This is a genomic window from Pseudomonas sp. A6 (assembly GCF_052367875.1).
Taxonomy (GTDB): Bacteria; Pseudomonadota; Gammaproteobacteria; order Pseudomonadales; family Pseudomonadaceae; genus Pseudomonas; species Pseudomonas citronellolis.
Genome location: NZ_CP198970.1, coordinates 2967036 through 2985191, shown reverse-complemented (window position 1 = coordinate 2985191; position 18156 = coordinate 2967036). Strand labels below are relative to the sequence as shown.

Sequence of the window (18156 nt, the reverse complement as noted above, 5' to 3'; positions counted from 1 at the left end):
CTTGTTATGAAATGTTTCCGCGAGCCTACTGCATCCTGCGCTGATTGCAATGCGACCTTGGCCCGGCCGTCAGCCGCCCAGCAGCGCGCGGTAGAAGCGCCACTCGGCGTCCAGCGCGTGGGCCAGGTTGGCCGCCTGTCGGAAGCCGTGGCGCTCGCCGGGGTACAGGTGGCATTCCACGGCCAGGCCGCGCTGGCGCAGGCTGGCGACCATGGCCTGGGTCTGCTCGGGCACCACCACTGCGTCCAGCCCGCCCTGGAAGAAGATCACCGGCGCCTGGATGCGCGCGGCGTGCAGCAGCGGCGTGCGCGCCCGATAGCGGCGGGCGTCGCGTTGCGGGTCGCCGATCAGCCAGTCGAGGTAGTCGGCCTCGAACTTGTGCGTCACCCGCCCCAGCGCCAGCGGGTCGCTGACGCCGTAGAGGCTGGCGCCGCCGCGGAAGCCGCCGACGAAGGCCAGGGCGCAGAGCGCGCTGTAGCCGCCGGCGCTGGCGCCGCGGACGAACACCCGCTGGCGGTCGATCAGCCCGTCGGCGGCCAGTTTCACCACCGCCGCCCAGATGTCCTGCACCTCCGCCCTGCCCCATTCGCCGCGCAGGCGTTCGCGGTAGGCGCGGCCGAAGTTGGCGCTGCCGCGGTAGTTGAGGTCGGCCACGGCGAAGCCGCGCTGGGTCCAGAACTGGATGCGCGCGTCGAACGCCGGGTAGCAGGCCGAAGTGGGCCCGCCATGCAGGAACACCACCAGCGGCGGCCGCCGTCCCGCCGGACCGCGGCACTGGGCGTTGCGCGGCGGGTAGAAGAAGCCGTGGCCGCGCTCGTTGCCGGCCACCGGGTAGCCGAAGGGTTGCGGGCGCGACAGCTCGGCCTCGTCCAGCGGATGTTCGCCGCCGGCGATTACTTGCACGTGGTCATCCTCGCGGCCGATGGCCAGCAGCGCCGGCAGGCGGTCCTCGGCGGCGGCGATGCAGTAGCAGTGCCCGGCGTCGGCGGCCAGGGCGCGGAAGCGCGAGAAGGCCGGGGCCAGGCGCCGTTCACTGCCATCGGTGGTGCGCAGGACGAGCAGGCCGCGGCCTTCCTCGAAGCGGCTCAGCAGCATCTCGCCATTGGCCAGCGACAGGTAGCTGCGTCCACCCAGTTGCCAGGGCGCCGGGGCGTGGTCGGCGACGGCGAAGGCTCCGGCCTGCCCGTCCTCGGCCTCGGGGCGCCACCAGCCGCTGCGGTCGCTGAGCCAGTGCAGGCGGCCCTGGTCGTCGAAGCGCGGTTGCTGGATGGATTCTTCGCCGCCCTCGCCCGCCAGGCAGCGCTGCACACCATCCCGCAGCAGGCACAGGCGCGTGGCGGTCCAGGGCTGTTGCGGGCGGTCCCATTCCACCCAGGCGATGCGCGCCGCGTCGGGGCTGGCTGTCGGCGCGGCGTAGAAGTCCGCGCCCTCGGCGATGACCTGGCGCGCGCCATCGGCATCCAGGCGCACGATGCGGTGGATCACGGCATCGCCCTCGCGGCTTTCCTCCACCGCCAGCAGCGCGTTCCAGGCCGGCACGTAGTGCAGGTCGCCATAGCGGCACTGCGGGCGCGCGGTCAACTGCCGGGGCGCCTCGCCGAAGCGCAGCCAGCGCACCTGCTGGTCGCCCTCCTCCACCCAGGCCACGCCCTCGGCCGTGGCGCAGCAGGCGCCGCCGCCGTATTCGTAGACACGGCTGCGCGCCGAGGCGCCGGGCGGCGTCAGTTCCTGCAGCGCGCCGTCGCGCCACAGGTACAGGCGGCAGCGCGCGCTGCGCGGCTCGAACTCCAGCCACAGCAGCCCGCCGTGGGCCGCGTGCAGTTCGGCGAAGTCGCGCCCCGCCGCCACCGCGCGCTCGGCGCTCCAGGCGCTGGGCCAGTCGCCATGGGCCAGGCTGCGCACCCTCAGGCCTTGCAGATCAGTTGCGAGGCGCGCTGGTTGCGCCAGGTCAGCTGGTCCAGGCCCAGCGGCGCTTCCTCGGCCTGGCGCCGGGCGTCGAGAATCTTCCCGTGGTGGGCCGACTTGGCGCACACCGGGTCGGTGGCGTCGGCGTCGCCGGTGAGCATGTAGGCCTGGCAGCGGCAGCCGCCGTGGTCGCGCTCCTTCTCCGAACAGGAGCGGCACGGCTCGGGCATCCAGGCGTCGCCGCGGTAGCGGTTGAAGCCGAAGGATTCGTACCAGATGTGTTTGAGGCTGTGCTCGCGCACGTTGGGGAACTGCACCGGCAGTTGCCGCGCGCTATGGCACGGCAGCGCGGTGCCGTCGGGGGTGACGTCGAGGAACACGCTGGCCCAGCCGCCCATGCAGGCCTTGGGGCGTTCCTCGTAGTAGTCCGGGGTGACGAAGATCAGCTTGCAGGGGTTGCCTTCGGCGGCCAGGCGTTCGCGGTATTCGTTGGTGATGCGCTCGGCGCGCTGCAGTTGCGCGCGGGTCGGCAGCAGGCCGGCGCGGTTGAGCTCGGCCCAGCCGTAGAACTGGCAGGTGGCGAGTTCGACGAAGTCGGCCTCAAGCTCTATGCACAGCTCGATGATCCGCCCGATGTTGTCGATGTTGTGCCGGTGGGTGACGAAGTTGAGCACCATCGGGTAGCCGTGGGCCTTCACCGCGCGGGCCATGGCCAGCTTCTGGGCGAAGGCCTTGCGCGAGCCGGCGAGCAGGTTGTTCACCTCCTCGTCGGCGGCCTGGAAGCTGATCTGGATGTGGTCCAGCCCGGCTTCGGCGAACTGCGCCAGGCGCGCCTCGCTCAGGCCGATGCCGGAGGTGATCAGGTTGGTGTAGAAGCCCAGCCCGCGGGCCGCGCCGATCAGCTCGGCGAGGTCCTGGCGCAGCAGCGGCTCGCCGCCGGAAAAGCCCAGCTGCGCGGCGCCCAGCTCGCGGGCCTGGCGGAACACCTCGATCCACTCGGCGGTGCTCAGCTCACCGCCCTGCTTGGCGAAGTCCAGCGGGTTGGAGCAGTACGGGCACTGCAAAGGGCAACGGTAGGTCAGCTCGGCCAACAGCCACAGCGGCGGGCCGGCGCCTTCAGTGCAGCTCGATCCAGAATTGCGCATGGGCCACCTCGAGGAACGCCAGGATGTCTTCGTCGATGCCCGGCACGCCGGGGAAGCTCTTGCTCAGCTCGGCGATGATGGCCGCCACGTCGCGCTGGCCATCGATGCGCTGGAGGATTTCCCCGGCGCTGTCGTTGAGCTTGACCATGCCTTCGGGGTAGAGCAGCACGTGGCAGCCCTGGGCCGGTTCGAATTGCAGGCGGAAGCCGCGGCGGATGCGCGGCACGCTGTCCAGCGCGGGCAGGCTCATCACAGCAGCCCCCTGTGCCAGATGCGCTCGCGGGTCACCGTGTGGTACGGCGGGCGGCCCAGCTCGTAGGCCATGCTCATGGCGTCGAGCATGCTCCAGAGCACGTCGAGCTTGAACTGCAGGATATCCAGCATGCGCGCCTGGGCCTCGCGGGTGCGGTAGTGCTCCAGGGTGATGCGCAGGCCGTGCTCGACGTCGCGGCGGGCCTGGGACAGGCGGCTGCGGAAGTAGTCGTAGCCGGCCGCGTCTATCCAGGGGTAGTGCTGCGGCCAGGCGTCCAGCCGCGACTGGTGGATCTGCGGGGCGAAGAGTTCGGTCAGCGAGCTGCTGGCCGCTTCCTGCCAGCTGGCGCGGCGGGCGAAGTTGACGTAGGCGTCCACGGCGAAGCGCACGCCGGGCAGCACCAGCTCCTGCGACAGCACCTGCTCGCGGTCCAGCCCCACCGCCTCGGCCAGGCGCAGCCAGGCCTCGATGCCGCCGGGCTCGCCGGGGCGGCCGTCGTGGTCGAGGATGCGCTGCACCCACTCGCGGCGGGTGTCGCGGTCCGGGCAGTTGGCGAGGATGGCGGCGTCCTTCAGCGGGATGTTCAACTGGTAGTAGAAGCGGTTGGCCACCCAGCCCTGGATCTGCTCGCGGGTGCAGCGGCCCTCGTACATGGCCACATGGAACGGGTGGTGGATGTGATAGCAGGCGCCCTTGGCGCGCAGCGCCTGCTCGAATTCGGCGGGGCTCATGGCGGCGTTCATCGCGCGCTCCCTCTACAGGTGGATGGCCATGCCGTCCCAGGCCACTTCGACGCCACGGGCGTCCAGTTCGGCGCGTTCGGGCGAGGCCGGGTCGAGGATGGGGTTGGTGTTGTTGATGTGGATGAGCACCTTGCGCGGCCCGGGCACGCCGTCCAGCACGTCGAGCATGCCGCCGGGGCCGCTCTGGGCCAGGTGGCCCATCTCGCTGCCGAGCTTGTCGCCCACTTCGCAGCGGCGCATTTCGTCGTCGCGCCACAGGGTGCCGTCCACCAGCAGGCAGTCGGCGCGGCGCATCCAGCCCAGCAGCGCCTCGTCCACCTGGCCCAGGCCGGGGGCGTAGAACAGCTTGCCGCCGCTGCCCAGGTCCTCGACGAACAGGCCGATGTTGTCGCCCGGGTGCGGGTCGTGGCGGTGCGGCGAATACGGCGGCGCGGCACTGCGCAGCGGGATGGCGGTGAAGCGCAGGTTCGGGCAGGCGGGCACGGTGAAGGGCGCGCCGTCCAGTTCGATCAGGTGGTGGCGCAGGCCACCGTTCCAGTGCTGCAGCATGTTGAACAGCGGGAAGCCGCTGGTCAGGTCCTGGTGGACCATCTGCGTGCACCAGACGTCGTGCGGGCAGCCCTCGCGCAGGCTGAGCAGGCCGGTGCAATGGTCGATCTGGCTGTCCAGCAGGAGGATGCCGGCGATGGCCGTGTCGCGCACCTTGCGCGCCGGCTGCAGGGCCGGGAAGGCAGCGAGCTGGGCGCGGATGTCGGGCGAGGCGTTGCAGAGAATCCAGCGCTCGCCGTCGTCGGACAGGGCGATGGACGACTGGGTGCGCGGCTGCGCCAGCACCTGGCCGCTGCGCACGCCGTGGCAGTTGCGGCAGTTGCAGTTCCACTGCGGGAAGCCGCCACCGGCGGCCGAACCGAGAATACGGATGTGCATGACAGTGCCCCGTGGGCAGGGGCCCCGGAAGACCGGGGCCGGGTGGATCAGCGGTTGGCGAAGTACAGGGTCACTTCGAAGCCAAGGCGCAGGTCGGTGAAGCTAGGCTTGGTCCACATGGGTCTGTCCTCTTCTTGTTGGCCGGCGATTCCGGCAGGTCGAGTTAAACACCAGGGGGGAGCCCTCCGAATGATACTTTCGAAGGAGTTTTCCCCCTGATTTGGTAGGGAGGGTGCGACAGCTGTCGCGCCCGCCCGCTACAGGTGTCGCGCGGGGCGCGACAACCGTTCCCGGCGCCGCCCTCGCGCGGCGCGCTGAACCCTGGCGCCGCGCGGGGCGCCCCTTGTTTGCACAGACGGCACAGGCCTTGCTCGGTTCCTCGCCGTTCGGCGCTCGCCTGACTAGACTTGCCTGCCTGCGCCGGTCCGTTCGCCCGGCAAGCCCCGCCGAACGGCACCTGACAACAACAAAGCGCCGCAGCACGGCTGACGGCGCCCGGGAGTAGTACCCATGAACGAGCATGCCCTGGACAACTGCCCGAACGACCTCGCCAGCTTCATCGCCGACCACTTCGGCGAGCGCGACCTGCAACCGGAGGACGCCATCGCCCGCTCCTGGTACCGCAGCGTGGTGCAGCACCACCTGGACCCGCGCGCCAGCGCCGAGAAACACATCCTCACCGCCGGCGAAATCCGCGAGCACCAGGCCCAGCACGAGGAATATCTGGCCATCGCCGGCCAGGGCGTCAGCGGCCTGGCCCGGCGCGTCACCCCGGCCGGCTTCGCCGTGCTGCTCAGCGACGAGCAGGGCGTCACCCTCGACGCCCGCCTGCCGGCGCAGCGCGACCGCTATACCCAGGCCGGGCTGATCGTCGGCGCGCGCTGGGACGAGTCGGTGGCCGGCACCAACGGCATCGGCACCGCCCTGGCCGCCGCCGCGCCGCTGACCATCCATCGCCAGGAACACTTCCTTGTCAGCAACTTCCGCCTGAGCTGCTCGGTGGCGCCGATCTACGACGCCCAGCACAACCTGCGCGGCTGCCTCAACGCCACCTGCCTGAACAGTGGCGGGCCCAAGGAGGCGCAGTACCTCACCCTGCAGTTGGTCATCCTCTATGCCCGGCTGATCGAGAACGCCGCCTTCCGCCAGCGCTACCGCGACCGCCTGACGCTCTCGGTGAAGGCCCGCGACGAGGTAGCCGACCTGGCCGCCGAGCAGCTGCTGGCCCTGGACGAGCGCGGCCGGGTGATCGGCGCCAACCACGCCGCCTTCGCCGCCAGCCCCGGCGAACTGCTGGGCAGCCGCATCGAGCAACTGCTGGCCAGCGACCTCGACCAGTTGCTGGCCCTGAGCCAGGGCGGCGCCCGCGCCGTGCGCCTGCGCACCCTGGGCGACGAGGCGGCGGTGGAGGTCGGCCTGCGCATGCCCGCCGGCCTGCCGCGGCGCAGCGCCCCGCCGGCGCCGGCCAAGGCCGGCGAGCACCCGGACCTGGCGCGCCTGGCCGGCGCCGACCCGCGCCTGCAGGAGGGCGTGCGGCGCCTGCGCAAGGTGCTGGACAAGGGCATCGCCATCCTGCTCAACGGCGAGACCGGCACCGGCAAGGAGGCCTTCGCCCGCGCCATCCACCAGGCCAGCACGCGCCGCGCCGGGCCCTTCGTGGCGCTGAACTGCGCGGCCATCCCCGAGAGCCTGATCGAGAGCGAGCTGTTCGGCTACCGCGGCGGCAGCTTCACCGGCGCCAGCAAGAAAGGCATGAAGGGCAAGCTGGAGCTGGCCAACGGCGGCACCCTGTTCCTCGACGAGATCGGTGACATGCCGGCGCACCTGCAGACGCGCCTGCTGCGCGTGCTGGCCGAGCGCGAGATCCTCCCGCTGGGCGCCGAGACGCCGGTGGCGCTGGACGTGCAGGTGGTCTCGGCGACGCACCAGGACCTGGCCGCGATGATCCAGGCCCGCGGCTTCCGCGAGGACCTGTTCTACCGCCTGGCCGGCATGACACTGCAACTGCCGGCCCTGCGCGAGCGCAGCGACCGCGAGGTGCTGGTCGAGCAGCTGCTGGCCGCCATCAACCCCGCGCTGCGCCTGGCGCCTGAAGCGCGCGAACGCCTGCGCGCGCAGCCCTGGCCGGGCAACATCCGCCAGTTGCTCAACTGCCTGCGCTACGCCGCGGCCCTGGCCGAGGACGGCGTCATCGACCTCGACTGCCTGCCCGCCGAACTGCATCAGCCGGCCCCCGTCGCGGCCACGCCCAGCGGCGCCCTGGCCGCACGCCTGGACGACACCGAGGCGAGCCACCTGCTGGCCGCGCTGCGCGAGCGGCAGTGGAACATCAGCGCGGTGGCCGAGCACTTCGGCGTGGCCCGCTCGACCCTGTATCGGAAGATGAAGAAGCACGGCATCGTCCAGCCCAACGCGTTGTATTGAGCGCATCCCTTTTCCCTGCGTCCGCTTTGCCCGCGGGCATGGCCCGTTTCCCACATCACCGGCTGGCGGCGATTTTTTGTAGGAGCGAGCTTGCTCGCGAACCGCATGGCACCATGTTTGTTCGCGAGCAAGCTCGCTCCTACGAAGAGCACCTCGGCGCAGTCCCGTAGGATGGGTTGAGCGAAGCGATACCCATCGCCACGACTCTGCGCTCAGGCTGTCACGGGCATGGCCCGCTTCCCACATCACCGGCTGGCGGCGATTTTTGTAGGAGCGAGCTTGCTCGCGAACCGCATCGCACCGCGTTTGTTCGCGAGCAAGCTCGCTCCTACGAAGAGCAGCTCGGCGCAGCCCCGTAGGATGGGTTGAGCGAAGCGATACCCATCGCCACGACTCTGCGCTCAGGCTCTCGCGGGCATGGCCCGTTTCCTACATCACCGACTGGCGGCGTTTTTTTGTAGGAGCGAGCTTGCTCGCGAACCGCATGGCACCGCGTTTGTTCGCGAGCAAGCTCGCTCCTACGAAGAGCAACTCGGCGCAGGGAAAAAGGAGCGGCGCGCGCCTGGCAAGCACGCACCGCCCAAGGAGGCACCTATTCCTGTACGTACACCACGTGGGTGTGCGTGTACTCGTACAGCCCGTGCTTGCCGTCGGCGCCGCCGATGCCGGACTTGCGCGTGCCGGCGTGGAAGCCCTGCATGGCCTCGAAGTTCTCGCGGTTGATGTACGTCTCGCCGAAGTCCAGCTCGCGGCTGGCCTTGAGCGCGGCGCCCAGGTCGCGGGTGTAGATGGACGAGGTCAGGCCGTACTCGCTGGCGTTGGCCAGTGCGATGGCCTCGTCGAGGTCATCCACCACCTGGATCGGCAGCACCGGGCCGAAGATTTCCTTGCGCATGATCTCCATCTCGCCCGAGCAGCCGGCCAGCACCGTGGGCTGGTAGTGGAAGCCACGGCCGAGGTCGGCCACGGCGCCGCCGGTGATCACCTGGGCGCCCTGCCCCTGGGCCGTGCGGACCATCTGCGCGACCTTGTCCAGGCCGGCCTGGTTGATCAGCGGGCCCATGTCCAGGTCGGCCTGGGTGCCCGGGTCGCCATAGCGGGTGGCGGCCATGGCGGCGGCGATCTTCTCGATGAAGGCGTCGGCCACCCGGCGCTGCACGTACACGCGCTCGGCGCAGTTGCACACCTGCCCGCTGTTGATCACCCGCGAGGCCTTGATGGCGTTCACCGCCAGGTCCAGGTCGGCGTCGGCCAGGACGATGGCTGGCGCCTTGCCGCCCAGCTCCAGGTTCAGCTTGGTGATGTTCGGCGCCGCCGCGGCCATGATCCGCGAGCCGGTGGCCACCGAGCCGGTGAAGCTGATCAGGTCCACCCCGGCGTGGCCGGTCAGCGCCTGCCCGGCCCCGCCGCCGGTGCCGCCGACCACGTTGAACACGCCGCGCGGCAGGTCGGTCTCGGCCACCAGGGCGGCGAACTCGAAGCAGTTGATCGGGGTTTCCTCGCTGGGCTTGACGACGATGGTGTTGCCGGTCAGCAGCGCCGGCGCCATCTTCCGCGCGATGAGGAAGAACGGGAAGTTCCACGGCAGGATGCCGGCCACCACGCCCAGCGGCTTGCGCAGCAGGAAGATGTGCTCGCCGGCACGGTCGCTGGTCAGCACCTCGCCTTCCAGGCGCCGCGCCCACTCGGCCATGTAGTCCAGGTAGTCGGCGGTGAAGGCCACTTCCACCTCGGCCAGCGCCGGCACCTTGCCCTGCTCGGCGGTGATGATGCGCGTCAGGCGCTCGGCGTTGGCGCGGACCTTCCCGGCGATGCGCCGCAGGTAGCCGGCGCGCTCGATGGCGGGTTTGGCCGCCCAGCCCTTCTGGGCCATGCGCGCCGCGCCCAGGGCGGCGTCCACCTGCCCGGCGCTGGCCTCGGGGATGCGCGCCAGCAGCTCGCCGTTGGCCGGGTTGCGCACCTCGATCAGCGCCTCGCCGGCGACGAAGCGGTTGTCGATGTAGTGCTGGTAGGTCGTGACGTCGGTCATCGGGGTTCTCCTGTGGGGGTCGATCACTTGCCGGCGGTCTTCTGCGCGGCGGCCAGCTGTTCCTGGAGGTCGTAGGCGCGCTTGATCAGGTACTGGTGCACCGCCTCGGCCTGCTGCAGGTCGAGGTGGCCCTGGAACGACGGCATGCCGTCGGGGATGCGCCCGCCGTAGACGATGCCGAGGAAGCGCTGGTGGTTCTCGGCGCTGAGGGTGCGCAGGTCGGGCAGTACGCCGCCGCTGATGGCGTTGATGCCGTGGCACTGCGAGCAGCTGGCGTTGAACAGCTCACGGCCCTGGTCGATCTGCGCGGTGGTGCCGGTCAGCTTCGGCGGCTCGGGCTTGCGTCCGGCCCACTTGTACTTGGCCTCGGGCAGCCTGGCGCTGCCGCCGAGCTTGTAGGTCAGCACCTGGGCGTTGGGCTTGACCCCGGCGCGCAGCGACAGGGCGCCGGCGAAGGTGGAGAAGGCGCCGCCCCAGCCGGCCATGAAGGTCACGTACTGCTCGCCGTCCACTTCGTAGGTCACCGGCGCGGCCATCACCCCGGTGTTGGCCGGCGATTCCCAGAGCTTCTTCCCGCTGTCGGCGGCGTAGGCCACCACGCGGCCGTCGGCGGTGCCCTCGAACACCAGGTTGCCGGCGGTGCTCAGGGTGCCGCCGTTGAAGATGGTGCTGTAGGGCACTTCCCAGGCGGCCTTCTGCTTGAGCGGGTCCCAGGCGATCAGCTTGCCGGACCAGCTGTCGGCGACCTTGCGCAGGCCCTCCGGGTCCTCGGGCATCATCCCGGTGTTGACGTCCAGCTGGTAGATGCTCTTGAACTTCGAGCGCGGCGGCGCGCCCTCCACGTCCTGGTAGTAGGCCGACATGATGTGCGCCGGGATGTACACCAGGCCGGTGGCCGGGTTGTAGGACATCGGCTGCCAGTCGTGGGCGCCCCAGAACGCCGGCTGGATCAGCAGCGCCTTGCGCTCGGGGTCCTTCCAGTAGGCCGCGGCCTTGTCGTCGACGATGGGCCGGCCGGTCTTCATGTCGATGCCCTTGGCCCAGTTCACCGGGATGATGTTCTTCGCCGAGAGCAGCTCGCCGGTGGCGCGGTCGATGACGTAGAAGAAGCCGTTCTTCGGCGACTGCATCAGCACCTTGCGCACCTTCCCGTCGATGGGCAGGTCGGCCAGCATGATGTGCGCGGTGGCGGTGAAGTCCCAGGCGTCGCCTGGGGTGGTCTGGTAGTGCCAGACGTACTCGCCGTTGTCCGGGTTGATGGCGACGATGGACGAGAGGAACAGGTTGTCGCCCTTGCCCTCGCTGCGGATGCGCGGGTTCCACGAGGAGGCGTTGCCCACGCCGATGTACAGCAGGTTCAGCTCGGGGTCGTAGGACATGGAGTCCCACACGGTGCCGCCACCGCCCTGCTCGGGGTACTTGTCGCCGAACCAGGTCTTGCTGGCGATCTCCATGGCCTTGTTCTCCGGCGCCTGCTTGGGGTCGCCGGGCACGGTGAAGAAGCGCCAGTCCTGCTTGCCGGTCTCGGCGTCGTAGGCGGTGATGTAGCCGCGCACGCCGAACTCGGCGCCGCCGTTGCCGATGATCACCTTGCCCTTCACGATGCGCGGCGCGCCGGTGATGGTGATGCTGCGCGAGGGGTCGGTGCGGGTGTCGACGCTCCACACGCGCTTGCCGGTCCTGGCGTCGATGGCCTCCAGGCGGCCGTCCAGCACGCCGACGTAGACCTTGCCCTTCCACACCGCCACGCCGCGGTTCACCGCGTCGCAGCAGGCCTCGCCGGCGCGGCTGCGGTCGGACTGCGGGTCGTACTTCCACAGCAGCTTGCCGTTGCGCGCGTCCAGCGCGTAGACGATGGAGAACGGCCCGGTGGTGTACATCACCCCGTCGACCACGATGGGCGTGGCCTCCACGCCGCGGTCGATGTCCAGCTTGTAGCTCCAGGCCAGGCCGAGCTTGTCGACGTTGCCCTGGTCGATCTGCTTGAGCGGGCTGTAGCGCTGCTCGTCGTAGGTGCGCCCGGTGCTCATCCAGTTGCCCGGCTCCTGGTCGGCGGCGGCGATGCGCGCGCCATCGACATCGGCCGGGGCATCGGCGGCATGCAGGGGTGAGCAGAGGCCGGCCAGCAGCGCGGCGGCGAGTGCGCTACGGCGCAGGCGCGAGGTGGGATGCGGGTGGGCGTCAGGCAAGGTGAGGCCGGTCGAGCTCATGGAGGGTCTCCGATTCTTGTTGGTGCCACGGATCGGACGCCGTGGCTTGGAGAGGGCTTGAGCAATGGCTGTGCCAAGGGGCGGGGGAATGGCTGCGAGGCAGGAATGGCGGGGGTTTCGGGGGGATCGGTGGTGGTGGCTGGAGCTTGGTGGGGCGCTACAGGTGTTGCGGGTGGATGGGGCAGGTGTTGCGGGGGTGGGACGGTTTTTTGCGGCTGGTGCCTCCCGGTTGCTGGGGTGCAAGTGTTGATGCCGTTCCCTCTCCCTAACCCTCTCCCTGAAGGGAGAGGGGACCGTTCGGCGTGCGCTGATATTTCCGCGTTAGCCGGCTTGCACCGAGTGGCCGGCTGAAACCATCACTACTCTCGGCACGGACTGGCCCCCTCTCCCTTCAGGGAGAGGGCTGGGGAGAGGGAGCGGAGCCACGCCAAGACACAGTGATCACCGGCAGCCCCTCCCCCCAAAAACAAAAAACGCGGCCAAAGCCGCGCTCGACAGCCCCGCCGCGCCCGGAAGTGGGAGGGGCGCACGGGTCGCCCACGCTCGGGCGCATCGAAAAAAAGTGGCCCGGTGGAGCGCCGGGCGCGGGTGTTGAACACGCTTGTCGGAACCAGCCCGCGCCCCGAATGGGGACGGGCGCGCGGGCGGCCGGTCTACCTCAGAAGAACCCCAGCGGGTTGACGTCGTAGCTCACCAGCAGGTTCTTGGTCTGCTGGTAGTGGTCGAGCATCATCTTGTGCGTCTCGCGGCCGACGCCGGACTTCTTGTAGCCACCGAACGCGGCGTGCGCCGGGTACAGGTGGTAGCAGTTGGTCCACACGCGGCCGGCCTTGATGCCGCGGCCCATGCGCCAGGCGCGGTTGATGTCGCGGGTCCAGACGCCGGCGCCCAGGCCGAACTCGGTGTCGTTGGCAATCGCCAGGGCCTCGGCCTCGTCCTTGAAGGTGGTGACGCCCACCACCGGGCCGAAGATTTCCTCCTGGAACACGCGCATGCCGTTGTGGCCCTTCAGCAGCGTGGGCTGGATGTAGTAGCCGCTGGCGAGGTCGCCGGACAGCCGCTCGCTCTGGCCGCCGGCCAGCAGCTGGGCGCCCTCGTTCTGGGCGATGTCGAGGTACGACAGGATCTTCTCGTACTGCTGCTGCGAGGCCTGGGCGCCGACCATGGTCTCGGTGTCCAGCGGGTTGCCGCGCTTGATCTGGGCGATCTTCTTCTGCACCTCGGCCATGAACGGCTCGAAGATCGACTCCTGCACCAGCGCCCGCGACGGGCAGGTGCACACCTCGCCCTGGTTGAAGAAGGCCAGCACCAGGCCCTCGGCGGCCTTCTCGATGAAGCTCGGCTCGGCGCGCATGATGTCGTCGAAGAAGATGTTCGGGCTCTTGCCGCCCAGCTCCACGGTGGACGGGATGATGTTCTCCGCCGCGCAGTGGAGGATGTGCGCGCCCACCGGGGTGGAGCCGGTGAAGGCGATCTTGGCGATGCGCTTGCTGGTGGCCAGCGCCTGCCCCGCTTCCTTGCCGAAGCCCTGGACGATGTTCAGCACGCCCGGCGGCAGCAGGTCGTTGACGATCTCGGCCAGCAGCATGATCGACAGCGGCGTCTGCTCGGCCGGCTTGAGCACCACACAGTTGCCGGCGGCCAGGGCCGGGGCCAGTTTCCAGGCGGCCATCAGCAGCGGGAAGTTCCACGGGATGATCTGCCCGACCACGCCCAGCGGTTCGTGGATGTGATAGGCCACGGTGCTGTCGTTGATCTCGGCGGCGCCGCCTTCCTGGGCGCGGATGCAGCCGGCGAAGTAGCGGAAGTGGTCGGCGGCCAGGGGCACGTCGGCGTTCAGCGTCTCGCGCACGGCCTTGCCGTTGTCCCAGGTCTCGGCCACGGCCAGTTGTTCCAGGTGCTGCTCGATGCGGTCGGCGATCTTCAGCAGGACCCGCGAGCGCTCCTGCACCGAAGTGCGGCCCCAGGCATCGGCGGCGGCGTGGGCGGCGTCCAGCGCGCGCTCCACGTCCTCGGCGGTGGAACGGGGGAATTCGGCGATCGGCTGGCCGTTCACCGGGGAAGTGTTGGTGAAGTACTGACCTAGCACGGGCGGTACGAACTCACCGCCGATGTAGTTGCCGTAGCGCGGCTTGAGGGTGACGACGGCACCGGGGGTTCCGGGTGGGGCGTAGATCATGGCGAAGCTCTCCTGTGGCGTCCCGGCGCACCAAGCCCGGGCCTTGCGGCGATCTTAGGCAGCGCCCGCGCCGGCCAGGAATGCGCCCATGGGCGTGGGGGGGTAGTTATTTGGTAGTAGAGGGGGGTGTTCGTGGGGGCGAGCTTGCTTGCGAATGGAGTCTGCCGGCGATTCCAGTGCAGGCTCGAATCTCGCCCCCTCTCCCCAGCCCTCTCCCTGAAGGGAGAGGGGGCTTGTCCGTGCCGAGAGAGGACTTGGTGTCAGCCGGCCACTCGGTGCAAGCCGGCTAACGCCGAAGCATCAGCGCACGCCGAACGGTCCCCTCTCCCTTCAGGGAGAGGGTTAGGGAGAGGGAACGGCGTCCGTGCTTGCACCACAGCCGCCGGGAGACACCGTTCGCGAGCAAGCTCGCTCCTACGAAAAGCAAAAAGCAAAGGGCCGGCACCAGCCAGCCCCCTGCCCTACCCCTGCGAACTCAACGCTTGCTCACCAGGTCCTTCGGCAGCTTGAAGGTCCAGATCATCCCGCCCTGGTCCAGGTCCTTGATGCGCTTGGCCACCTCGCCGCCCCACAGCGGCACGGCGCCGCCCCAGCCGGAGAGCACGGTGACGTATTGCTCGCCGTCCATCTCCCAGGTGATCGGCGAGGCGATCACGCCCGAGCCGGTGTTGAACTCGTAGAGCTTCTTGCCGCTCTTGGCGTCGAAGGCCATCAGGTAGCCCTCGGGGTTGCCGGTGAACACCAGGTTGCCGTGGGTGGCCAGCACGCCGCCCCACAGCGGCGCGTAGTTCTCGTAGCGCCACACCTGCTTGCCGGTCTTCGGGTCGATGGCGCGCAGCACGCCGATGTATTTCTCGTTCAGCGGCTTGATGGTGAAGCCGGCGCCCAGGTAGGCCGCGCCCTTCTTGTAGGTCACGTGCTCGTTCCACATGTCCATGCCCCACTCGTTGGAGGGCACGTAGAACAGGCCGGTGTCCTGGCTGTAGGCCATGGGCATCCAGTTCTTGCCGCCAAGGAAGGACGGCGAGACGAACACCGAGCTGCCCTTGGCGCCCTCGCCCGGCGCGCCGGGGCGGTGGGCGTCGTCGTAGATCGGCCGGCCGTTCGGGTCCAGGCCCTTGGCCCAGGTGACCTTGTCGACGAAGGGGAAGCCGCGGATGAACTTGCCGTTGGTGCGGTCCAGCACGTAGAAGAAGCCGTTGCGGTCGGCGGTGGCCGCGGCCTTGATGGTCTTGCCGGCGTCCTTGTAGTCGAAGGACACCAGCTCGTTCACGCCGTCGAAGTCCCAGCCGTCGTGCGGGGTGGTCTGGAAGTGCCACTTGATCGAGCCGTCCTCCGGGTTCAGCGCCAGGCGCGAGGAGGAGAACAGGTTGTCGCCCGGGCGCAGGTGCGAGTTCCACGGCGAGGGGTTGCCGGTGCCGATGAACAGCGAGTCGGTGCTCGGGTCGTAGTAGCCGCCCAGCCAGGGCGCGGCGCCGCCGGTCTTCCACAGGTCGCCCGGCCAGGTCTTGCCGGCCTCGCCGCCGGAGATGCCGTTCTCGATGGCCTTGCCGTCCTTGTACACGTAGCCCATGTGGCCTTCGACGGTCGGGCGGCTCCACAGCAGCTCGCCGTTGCTGGGGTCGTAGGCCTCGATCTTGCCGACCACGCCGAACTCGCCGCCGGCCACGCCGGTGATCAGCTTGCCCTTGGCGATCAGCGGCGCGGCGGAGATGGAGTAGCCGGCCTTGTAGTCGGCCACGGTCTTCTTCCACACCACCTTGCCGGTGTCCTTGTTCAGCGCCACCAGCTTGGCGTCCAGGGTGCCGAAGATCACCAGGTCGCCGTACAGCGCCACACCGCGGTTGATCACGTCGCAGCAGGGCATGATGCCGTCGGGCAGGCGCGCGTCGTACTGCCAGAGCTTGCGCCCGGTGCGCGCGTCCACGGCGAACACCCGCGAGTAGGAGGCGCTGACGTACATCACCCCGTCCTTGACCAGCGGCTGGGCCTGCTGGCCGCGCTGCTTCTCGCCGCCGAAGGACAGCGCCCACACCGGGCGCAGTTCCTTGACGTTGCCGCTGTTGAGGGTCTTCAGCGGGCTGAAGCGCTGGCCCTGCTGGTTGATGCCGTTGACCACGATCTGGTCGGTGCGCTTGGCGCTGTCGCTGATGTCCTGGTCGGTAACCGCGGCCTGGGCGCCCAGGCTGGCCAGGGCGAGTGCGGCGAAGAGCGCGCTGCGCGCGAAGGAAGGGGTGGGACCTGCATGTCTCATTGCGGCTACCTCTGCGGATTTGTTGTTGTACCCGGGAAGTTTTCCCGGTCTGCCGCAGATTCTTGGCCCGGTGCGGTGGGCCAACAATTGACCGCTTTGCCGAATTCCCTAGTTCCTTGGTAGCAATACCCGGCTTTGTGATCGCTGTTTTCTGGATTCCCGCGAACGCGGGAACCCAATAGACAACTCCGTGACGTGCGGAAGACCTGTAGGAGCGGGCCCTGCCCGCGATTCGCGCGCAGGGCGCGCTCCTACATGGGAACGGCCACGCGGCCCGTTACAGGTGAACACGGCCTTTCGTAGGAGCGAGCTTGCTCGCGAACATGCCCCGCTGCGGAATCGGTTCGCGAGCGAGCTCGCTCCTACGAAGAGCCGGGGCGGCTCACTGCTGGTCGATACGCGGCAACGCCTGCTGTTCGTAGCGCGGGTACAGGTGGGTGACGCTGCGGATCAGCTCGTAGCGCGTCAGGCTGATGCCGGCGAAGCGTTCGGGGATGGGGGTGCGCAGCAGGTCGTTCATGTCCGCGCCTTCGCGGGTGCCTTCGCGCATCACGCTGTCGAGCCAGCCGAGGTAGTCGCGCATCTGGGCGAAGGGCCTGGCGTCGGTGGCAATGGGCCCATGGCCGGGGACGATCAGCTTCCAGGGCAATGCCTGCAGGGTATCGAGATCGGCCAGCCAGACATCCAGCCCCGGGCTGTTGGGCGTGGTCAAAGCGCGCTCGTAGAACACCAGGTCACCGGCGAACAACACCCCGCTGGTCTCGTCGAGGATCGCCAGGTCCGCCCCGGTGTGCCCGCGCAGGCCGAGCAGACGGAAACGGTGCGTGCCGACCTGCAGCTCGCCCGGCTCCACCGTCTGCGTCGGCAGCACCACCTCGGTGCCGCGCATCCAGTCGCCCACCAGGCGGTACATGTTCTCCGCCATGGCGTTGCCCTGCTCCTTCAGCAGCTTGCTGGTGCCGGCCAGGGCGCCGATGGGCACGTCGGCGAAGGCCTGGTTGCCCAGCACGTGGTCGGGGTGGTGGTGGGTCAGCAGCACCTGCTTCACCGGCTTGCCGGTGGTCTGCTGGATCACCGCGCGCAGCGCCTCGCCGTAGCGCCGCGAGGGGCCGGTGTCGATCACCAGGATGCCGTCGCCGGTGTCGACGAAGGCGACGTTGACGATGTTGCCGCCGTTGTCCTTGGCGAAGTTGTCGGTGCTGCCCTCCACCAGCCAGGTGCCCTCGGCGATCTGCCGGGGTTGCAGGTGGTACTGCAGGTCGGCGAGGACCTGGGTGCAGAGCAGCAGCAGGAAGGTCAGCAGGTAACGCATGGGCACCTCGCGGGCGGGCCGGCCGCCTCAGAGGGCGGCCTCGAATTCGTTGCCGTTGTTGTCGTGCAGGAACAGCTTCGCGTGGGGGTGGCCGCGCAGTTCGAAGCTGAAGCTGGGGTTCTCGCTCACCGCCGGGAACAGGTCCAGGCGCGCCAGCACCTCGCCCTCGGGCGTGCGCAGCTCGGCGTGGTCGAGGTAGAACTCGGGGATGCCGCCGACCAGGCCGTTGTCCATCGGGTGGTTCACCTTCAGCCGCAGCCGCGTGTTCGGCCCGCGCGAGAAAGCCCCGCCGTGCACCTGGCCCAGGCGCTGTTCCCAGCCGGCCTGGGCGCGCACCACGCTGGGCGCGGTGCAGCCGCCGCCGGCGGCGTCGATCCAGGCCGAGCCCACGTGCCACACGCCATCCTCTCCGCGCAACGCGGCGCGGATGGCGGTGGCCTGCTCGATGCGGATGCGCACCGCCAGCAGCGCCTCCAGGTCCTCGCCCGGGTAGAGCGTCAGCACGTGGGGGATGGGGTTCAGCTCGGCCCACAGCACCAGGCGCTCGAAGCGCCCGGGCAACTGCCGCGCGTCCACCTCCACCGGCACCTGCCGCGCGTCCTCGGCGAAGGGCGGCACGCCCAGCTTCACCCGCTCGTCGAAGACGAAGGGCTCGCCGCCGAGCAGGCGCTTGTGGTGGTAGTCCCACATCACCGAGGGCACCGGGTCGCCCTCCACCGCCGCGGCCAGCAGCGGCAGGCCGCACAGGCCCAACAGCAGGCTACGTCTACGCATC

Annotated in this window: 13 protein-coding genes; 1 reads left to right on the top strand and 12 read right to left on the bottom strand. The window is 69.6% G+C overall.

The features are described 5' to 3' along the window. Positions 1-69: 69 nt before the first annotated feature. The 6 genes from ACTWJ5_RS13540 to pqqA are packed head-to-tail and all read right to left on the bottom strand — an operon-like array spanning position 70 to position 5092. Positions 70-1902 carry an alpha/beta hydrolase family protein gene (locus ACTWJ5_RS13540; protein ID WP_249919734.1) on the bottom strand — a complete coding sequence of 611 codons (1833 nt, stop codon included), beginning with the start codon at positions 1900-1902 and terminating at the stop codon, positions 70-72. 2 nt (positions 1903-1904) lie between these two features. Next, positions 1905-3050 (bottom strand): pyrroloquinoline quinone biosynthesis protein PqqE, encoded by a 1146-nt coding sequence (gene pqqE / locus ACTWJ5_RS13535; RefSeq protein ID WP_249919733.1) that lies wholly within the window; start codon positions 3048-3050, stop codon positions 1905-1907. Then, positions 3022-3300: a pyrroloquinoline quinone biosynthesis peptide chaperone PqqD gene (gene pqqD / locus ACTWJ5_RS13530; protein ID WP_009622916.1), complete on the bottom strand. Its 279-nt coding sequence runs from the start codon at positions 3298-3300 to the stop codon at positions 3022-3024. The genes pqqE and pqqD overlap by 29 nt, the downstream gene beginning before the upstream one ends. Further along, on the bottom strand, positions 3300-4046 hold the full coding sequence (gene pqqC, locus ACTWJ5_RS13525; protein ID WP_064582816.1) for a pyrroloquinoline-quinone synthase PqqC: 747 nt from the start codon (positions 4044-4046) through the stop codon (positions 3300-3302). The genes pqqD and pqqC overlap by 1 nt, the downstream gene beginning before the upstream one ends. A 12-nt stretch (positions 4047-4058) precedes the next feature. Then, a complete protein-coding gene (gene pqqB, locus ACTWJ5_RS13520; protein WP_116423925.1) occupies positions 4059-4973 on the bottom strand; it encodes a pyrroloquinoline quinone biosynthesis protein PqqB in 915 nt (304 codons plus the stop codon). Between the two features lie 47 nt (positions 4974-5020). Continuing rightward, positions 5021-5092, bottom strand: coding sequence for a pyrroloquinoline quinone precursor peptide PqqA (gene pqqA, locus ACTWJ5_RS13515; protein ID WP_003106462.1), 72 nt, complete (start codon positions 5090-5092; stop codon positions 5021-5023). A 391-nt stretch (positions 5093-5483) separates the two neighbouring features. Between pqqA and ACTWJ5_RS13510 the strand changes: the two genes are divergently transcribed. Next, a complete protein-coding gene (locus ACTWJ5_RS13510) occupies positions 5484-7397 on the top strand; it encodes a sigma-54-dependent Fis family transcriptional regulator (RefSeq protein WP_444438998.1) in 1914 nt (637 codons plus the stop codon). Positions 7398-7989: 592 nt separating this feature from the next. On the opposite strand, the gene aldA is transcribed toward ACTWJ5_RS13510, so the two are convergent. The 6 genes from aldA to ACTWJ5_RS13480 form a co-directional block, all read right to left on the bottom strand. Beyond that, positions 7990-9426, bottom strand: coding sequence for an aldehyde dehydrogenase (gene aldA / locus ACTWJ5_RS13505; RefSeq protein ID WP_444438997.1), 1437 nt, complete (start codon positions 9424-9426; stop codon positions 7990-7992). A 23-nt stretch (positions 9427-9449) separates the two neighbouring features. Then, the gene (locus ACTWJ5_RS13500; protein WP_444438996.1) at positions 9450-11636 is read right to left on the bottom strand and encodes a PQQ-dependent dehydrogenase, methanol/ethanol family; all 2187 of its coding nucleotides are present in this window, start codon (positions 11634-11636) and stop codon (positions 9450-9452) included. 658 nt (positions 11637-12294) lie between these two features. Continuing rightward, the gene (exaC, locus tag ACTWJ5_RS13495) at positions 12295-13815 is read right to left on the bottom strand and encodes an acetaldehyde dehydrogenase ExaC (protein WP_043271910.1); all 1521 of its coding nucleotides are present in this window, start codon (positions 13813-13815) and stop codon (positions 12295-12297) included. Positions 13816-14290: 475 nt separating this feature from the next. Then, entirely contained in the window at positions 14291-16069 is a 1779-nt protein-coding gene (locus tag ACTWJ5_RS13490; RefSeq protein ID WP_256514981.1) for a methanol/ethanol family PQQ-dependent dehydrogenase, read from the bottom strand. Between the two features lie 382 nt (positions 16070-16451). Further along, entirely contained in the window at positions 16452-17381 is a 930-nt protein-coding gene (locus ACTWJ5_RS13485) for a quinoprotein relay system zinc metallohydrolase 1 (protein ID WP_074983977.1), read from the bottom strand. 27 nt (positions 17382-17408) lie between these two features. Then, positions 17409-18155 carry a quinoprotein dehydrogenase-associated SoxYZ-like carrier gene (locus tag ACTWJ5_RS13480; RefSeq protein WP_444438994.1) on the bottom strand — a complete coding sequence of 249 codons (747 nt, stop codon included), beginning with the start codon at positions 18153-18155 and terminating at the stop codon, positions 17409-17411. Between the last annotated feature and the right edge of the window lies 1 nt (position 18156).

Excerpts from the sequence above, each read along its gene's own strand:
- pqqE (WP_249919733.1), bottom strand. The coding sequence starts at position 3,050 with ATGCGCAATTCTGGATCGAGCTGCACTGAAGGCGCCGGCCCGCCGCTG.
- pqqD (WP_009622916.1), bottom strand. The coding sequence starts at position 3,300 with ATGAGCCTGCCCGCGCTGGACAGCGTGCCGCGCATCCGCCGCGGCTTC.
- pqqC (WP_064582816.1), bottom strand. The coding sequence starts at position 4,046 with ATGAACGCCGCCATGAGCCCCGCCGAATTCGAGCAGGCGCTGCGCGCC.
- pqqB (WP_116423925.1), bottom strand. The coding sequence starts at position 4,973 with ATGCACATCCGTATTCTCGGTTCGGCCGCCGGTGGCGGCTTCCCGCAG.
- ACTWJ5_RS13510 (WP_444438998.1), top strand. The coding sequence starts at position 5,484 with ATGAACGAGCATGCCCTGGACAACTGCCCGAACGACCTCGCCAGCTTC.
- aldA (WP_444438997.1), bottom strand. The coding sequence starts at position 9,426 with ATGACCGACGTCACGACCTACCAGCACTACATCGACAACCGCTTCGTC.
- ACTWJ5_RS13500 (WP_444438996.1), bottom strand. The coding sequence starts at position 11,636 with ATGAGCTCGACCGGCCTCACCTTGCCTGACGCCCACCCGCATCCCACC.
- exaC (WP_043271910.1), bottom strand. The coding sequence starts at position 13,815 with ATGATCTACGCCCCACCCGGAACCCCCGGTGCCGTCGTCACCCTCAAG.
- ACTWJ5_RS13490 (WP_256514981.1), bottom strand. The coding sequence starts at position 16,069 with ATGAGACATGCAGGTCCCACCCCTTCCTTCGCGCGCAGCGCGCTCTTC.
- ACTWJ5_RS13485 (WP_074983977.1), bottom strand. The coding sequence starts at position 17,381 with ATGCGTTACCTGCTGACCTTCCTGCTGCTGCTCTGCACCCAGGTCCTC.
- ACTWJ5_RS13480 (WP_444438994.1), bottom strand. The coding sequence starts at position 18,155 with ATGCGTAGACGTAGCCTGCTGTTGGGCCTGTGCGGCCTGCCGCTGCTG.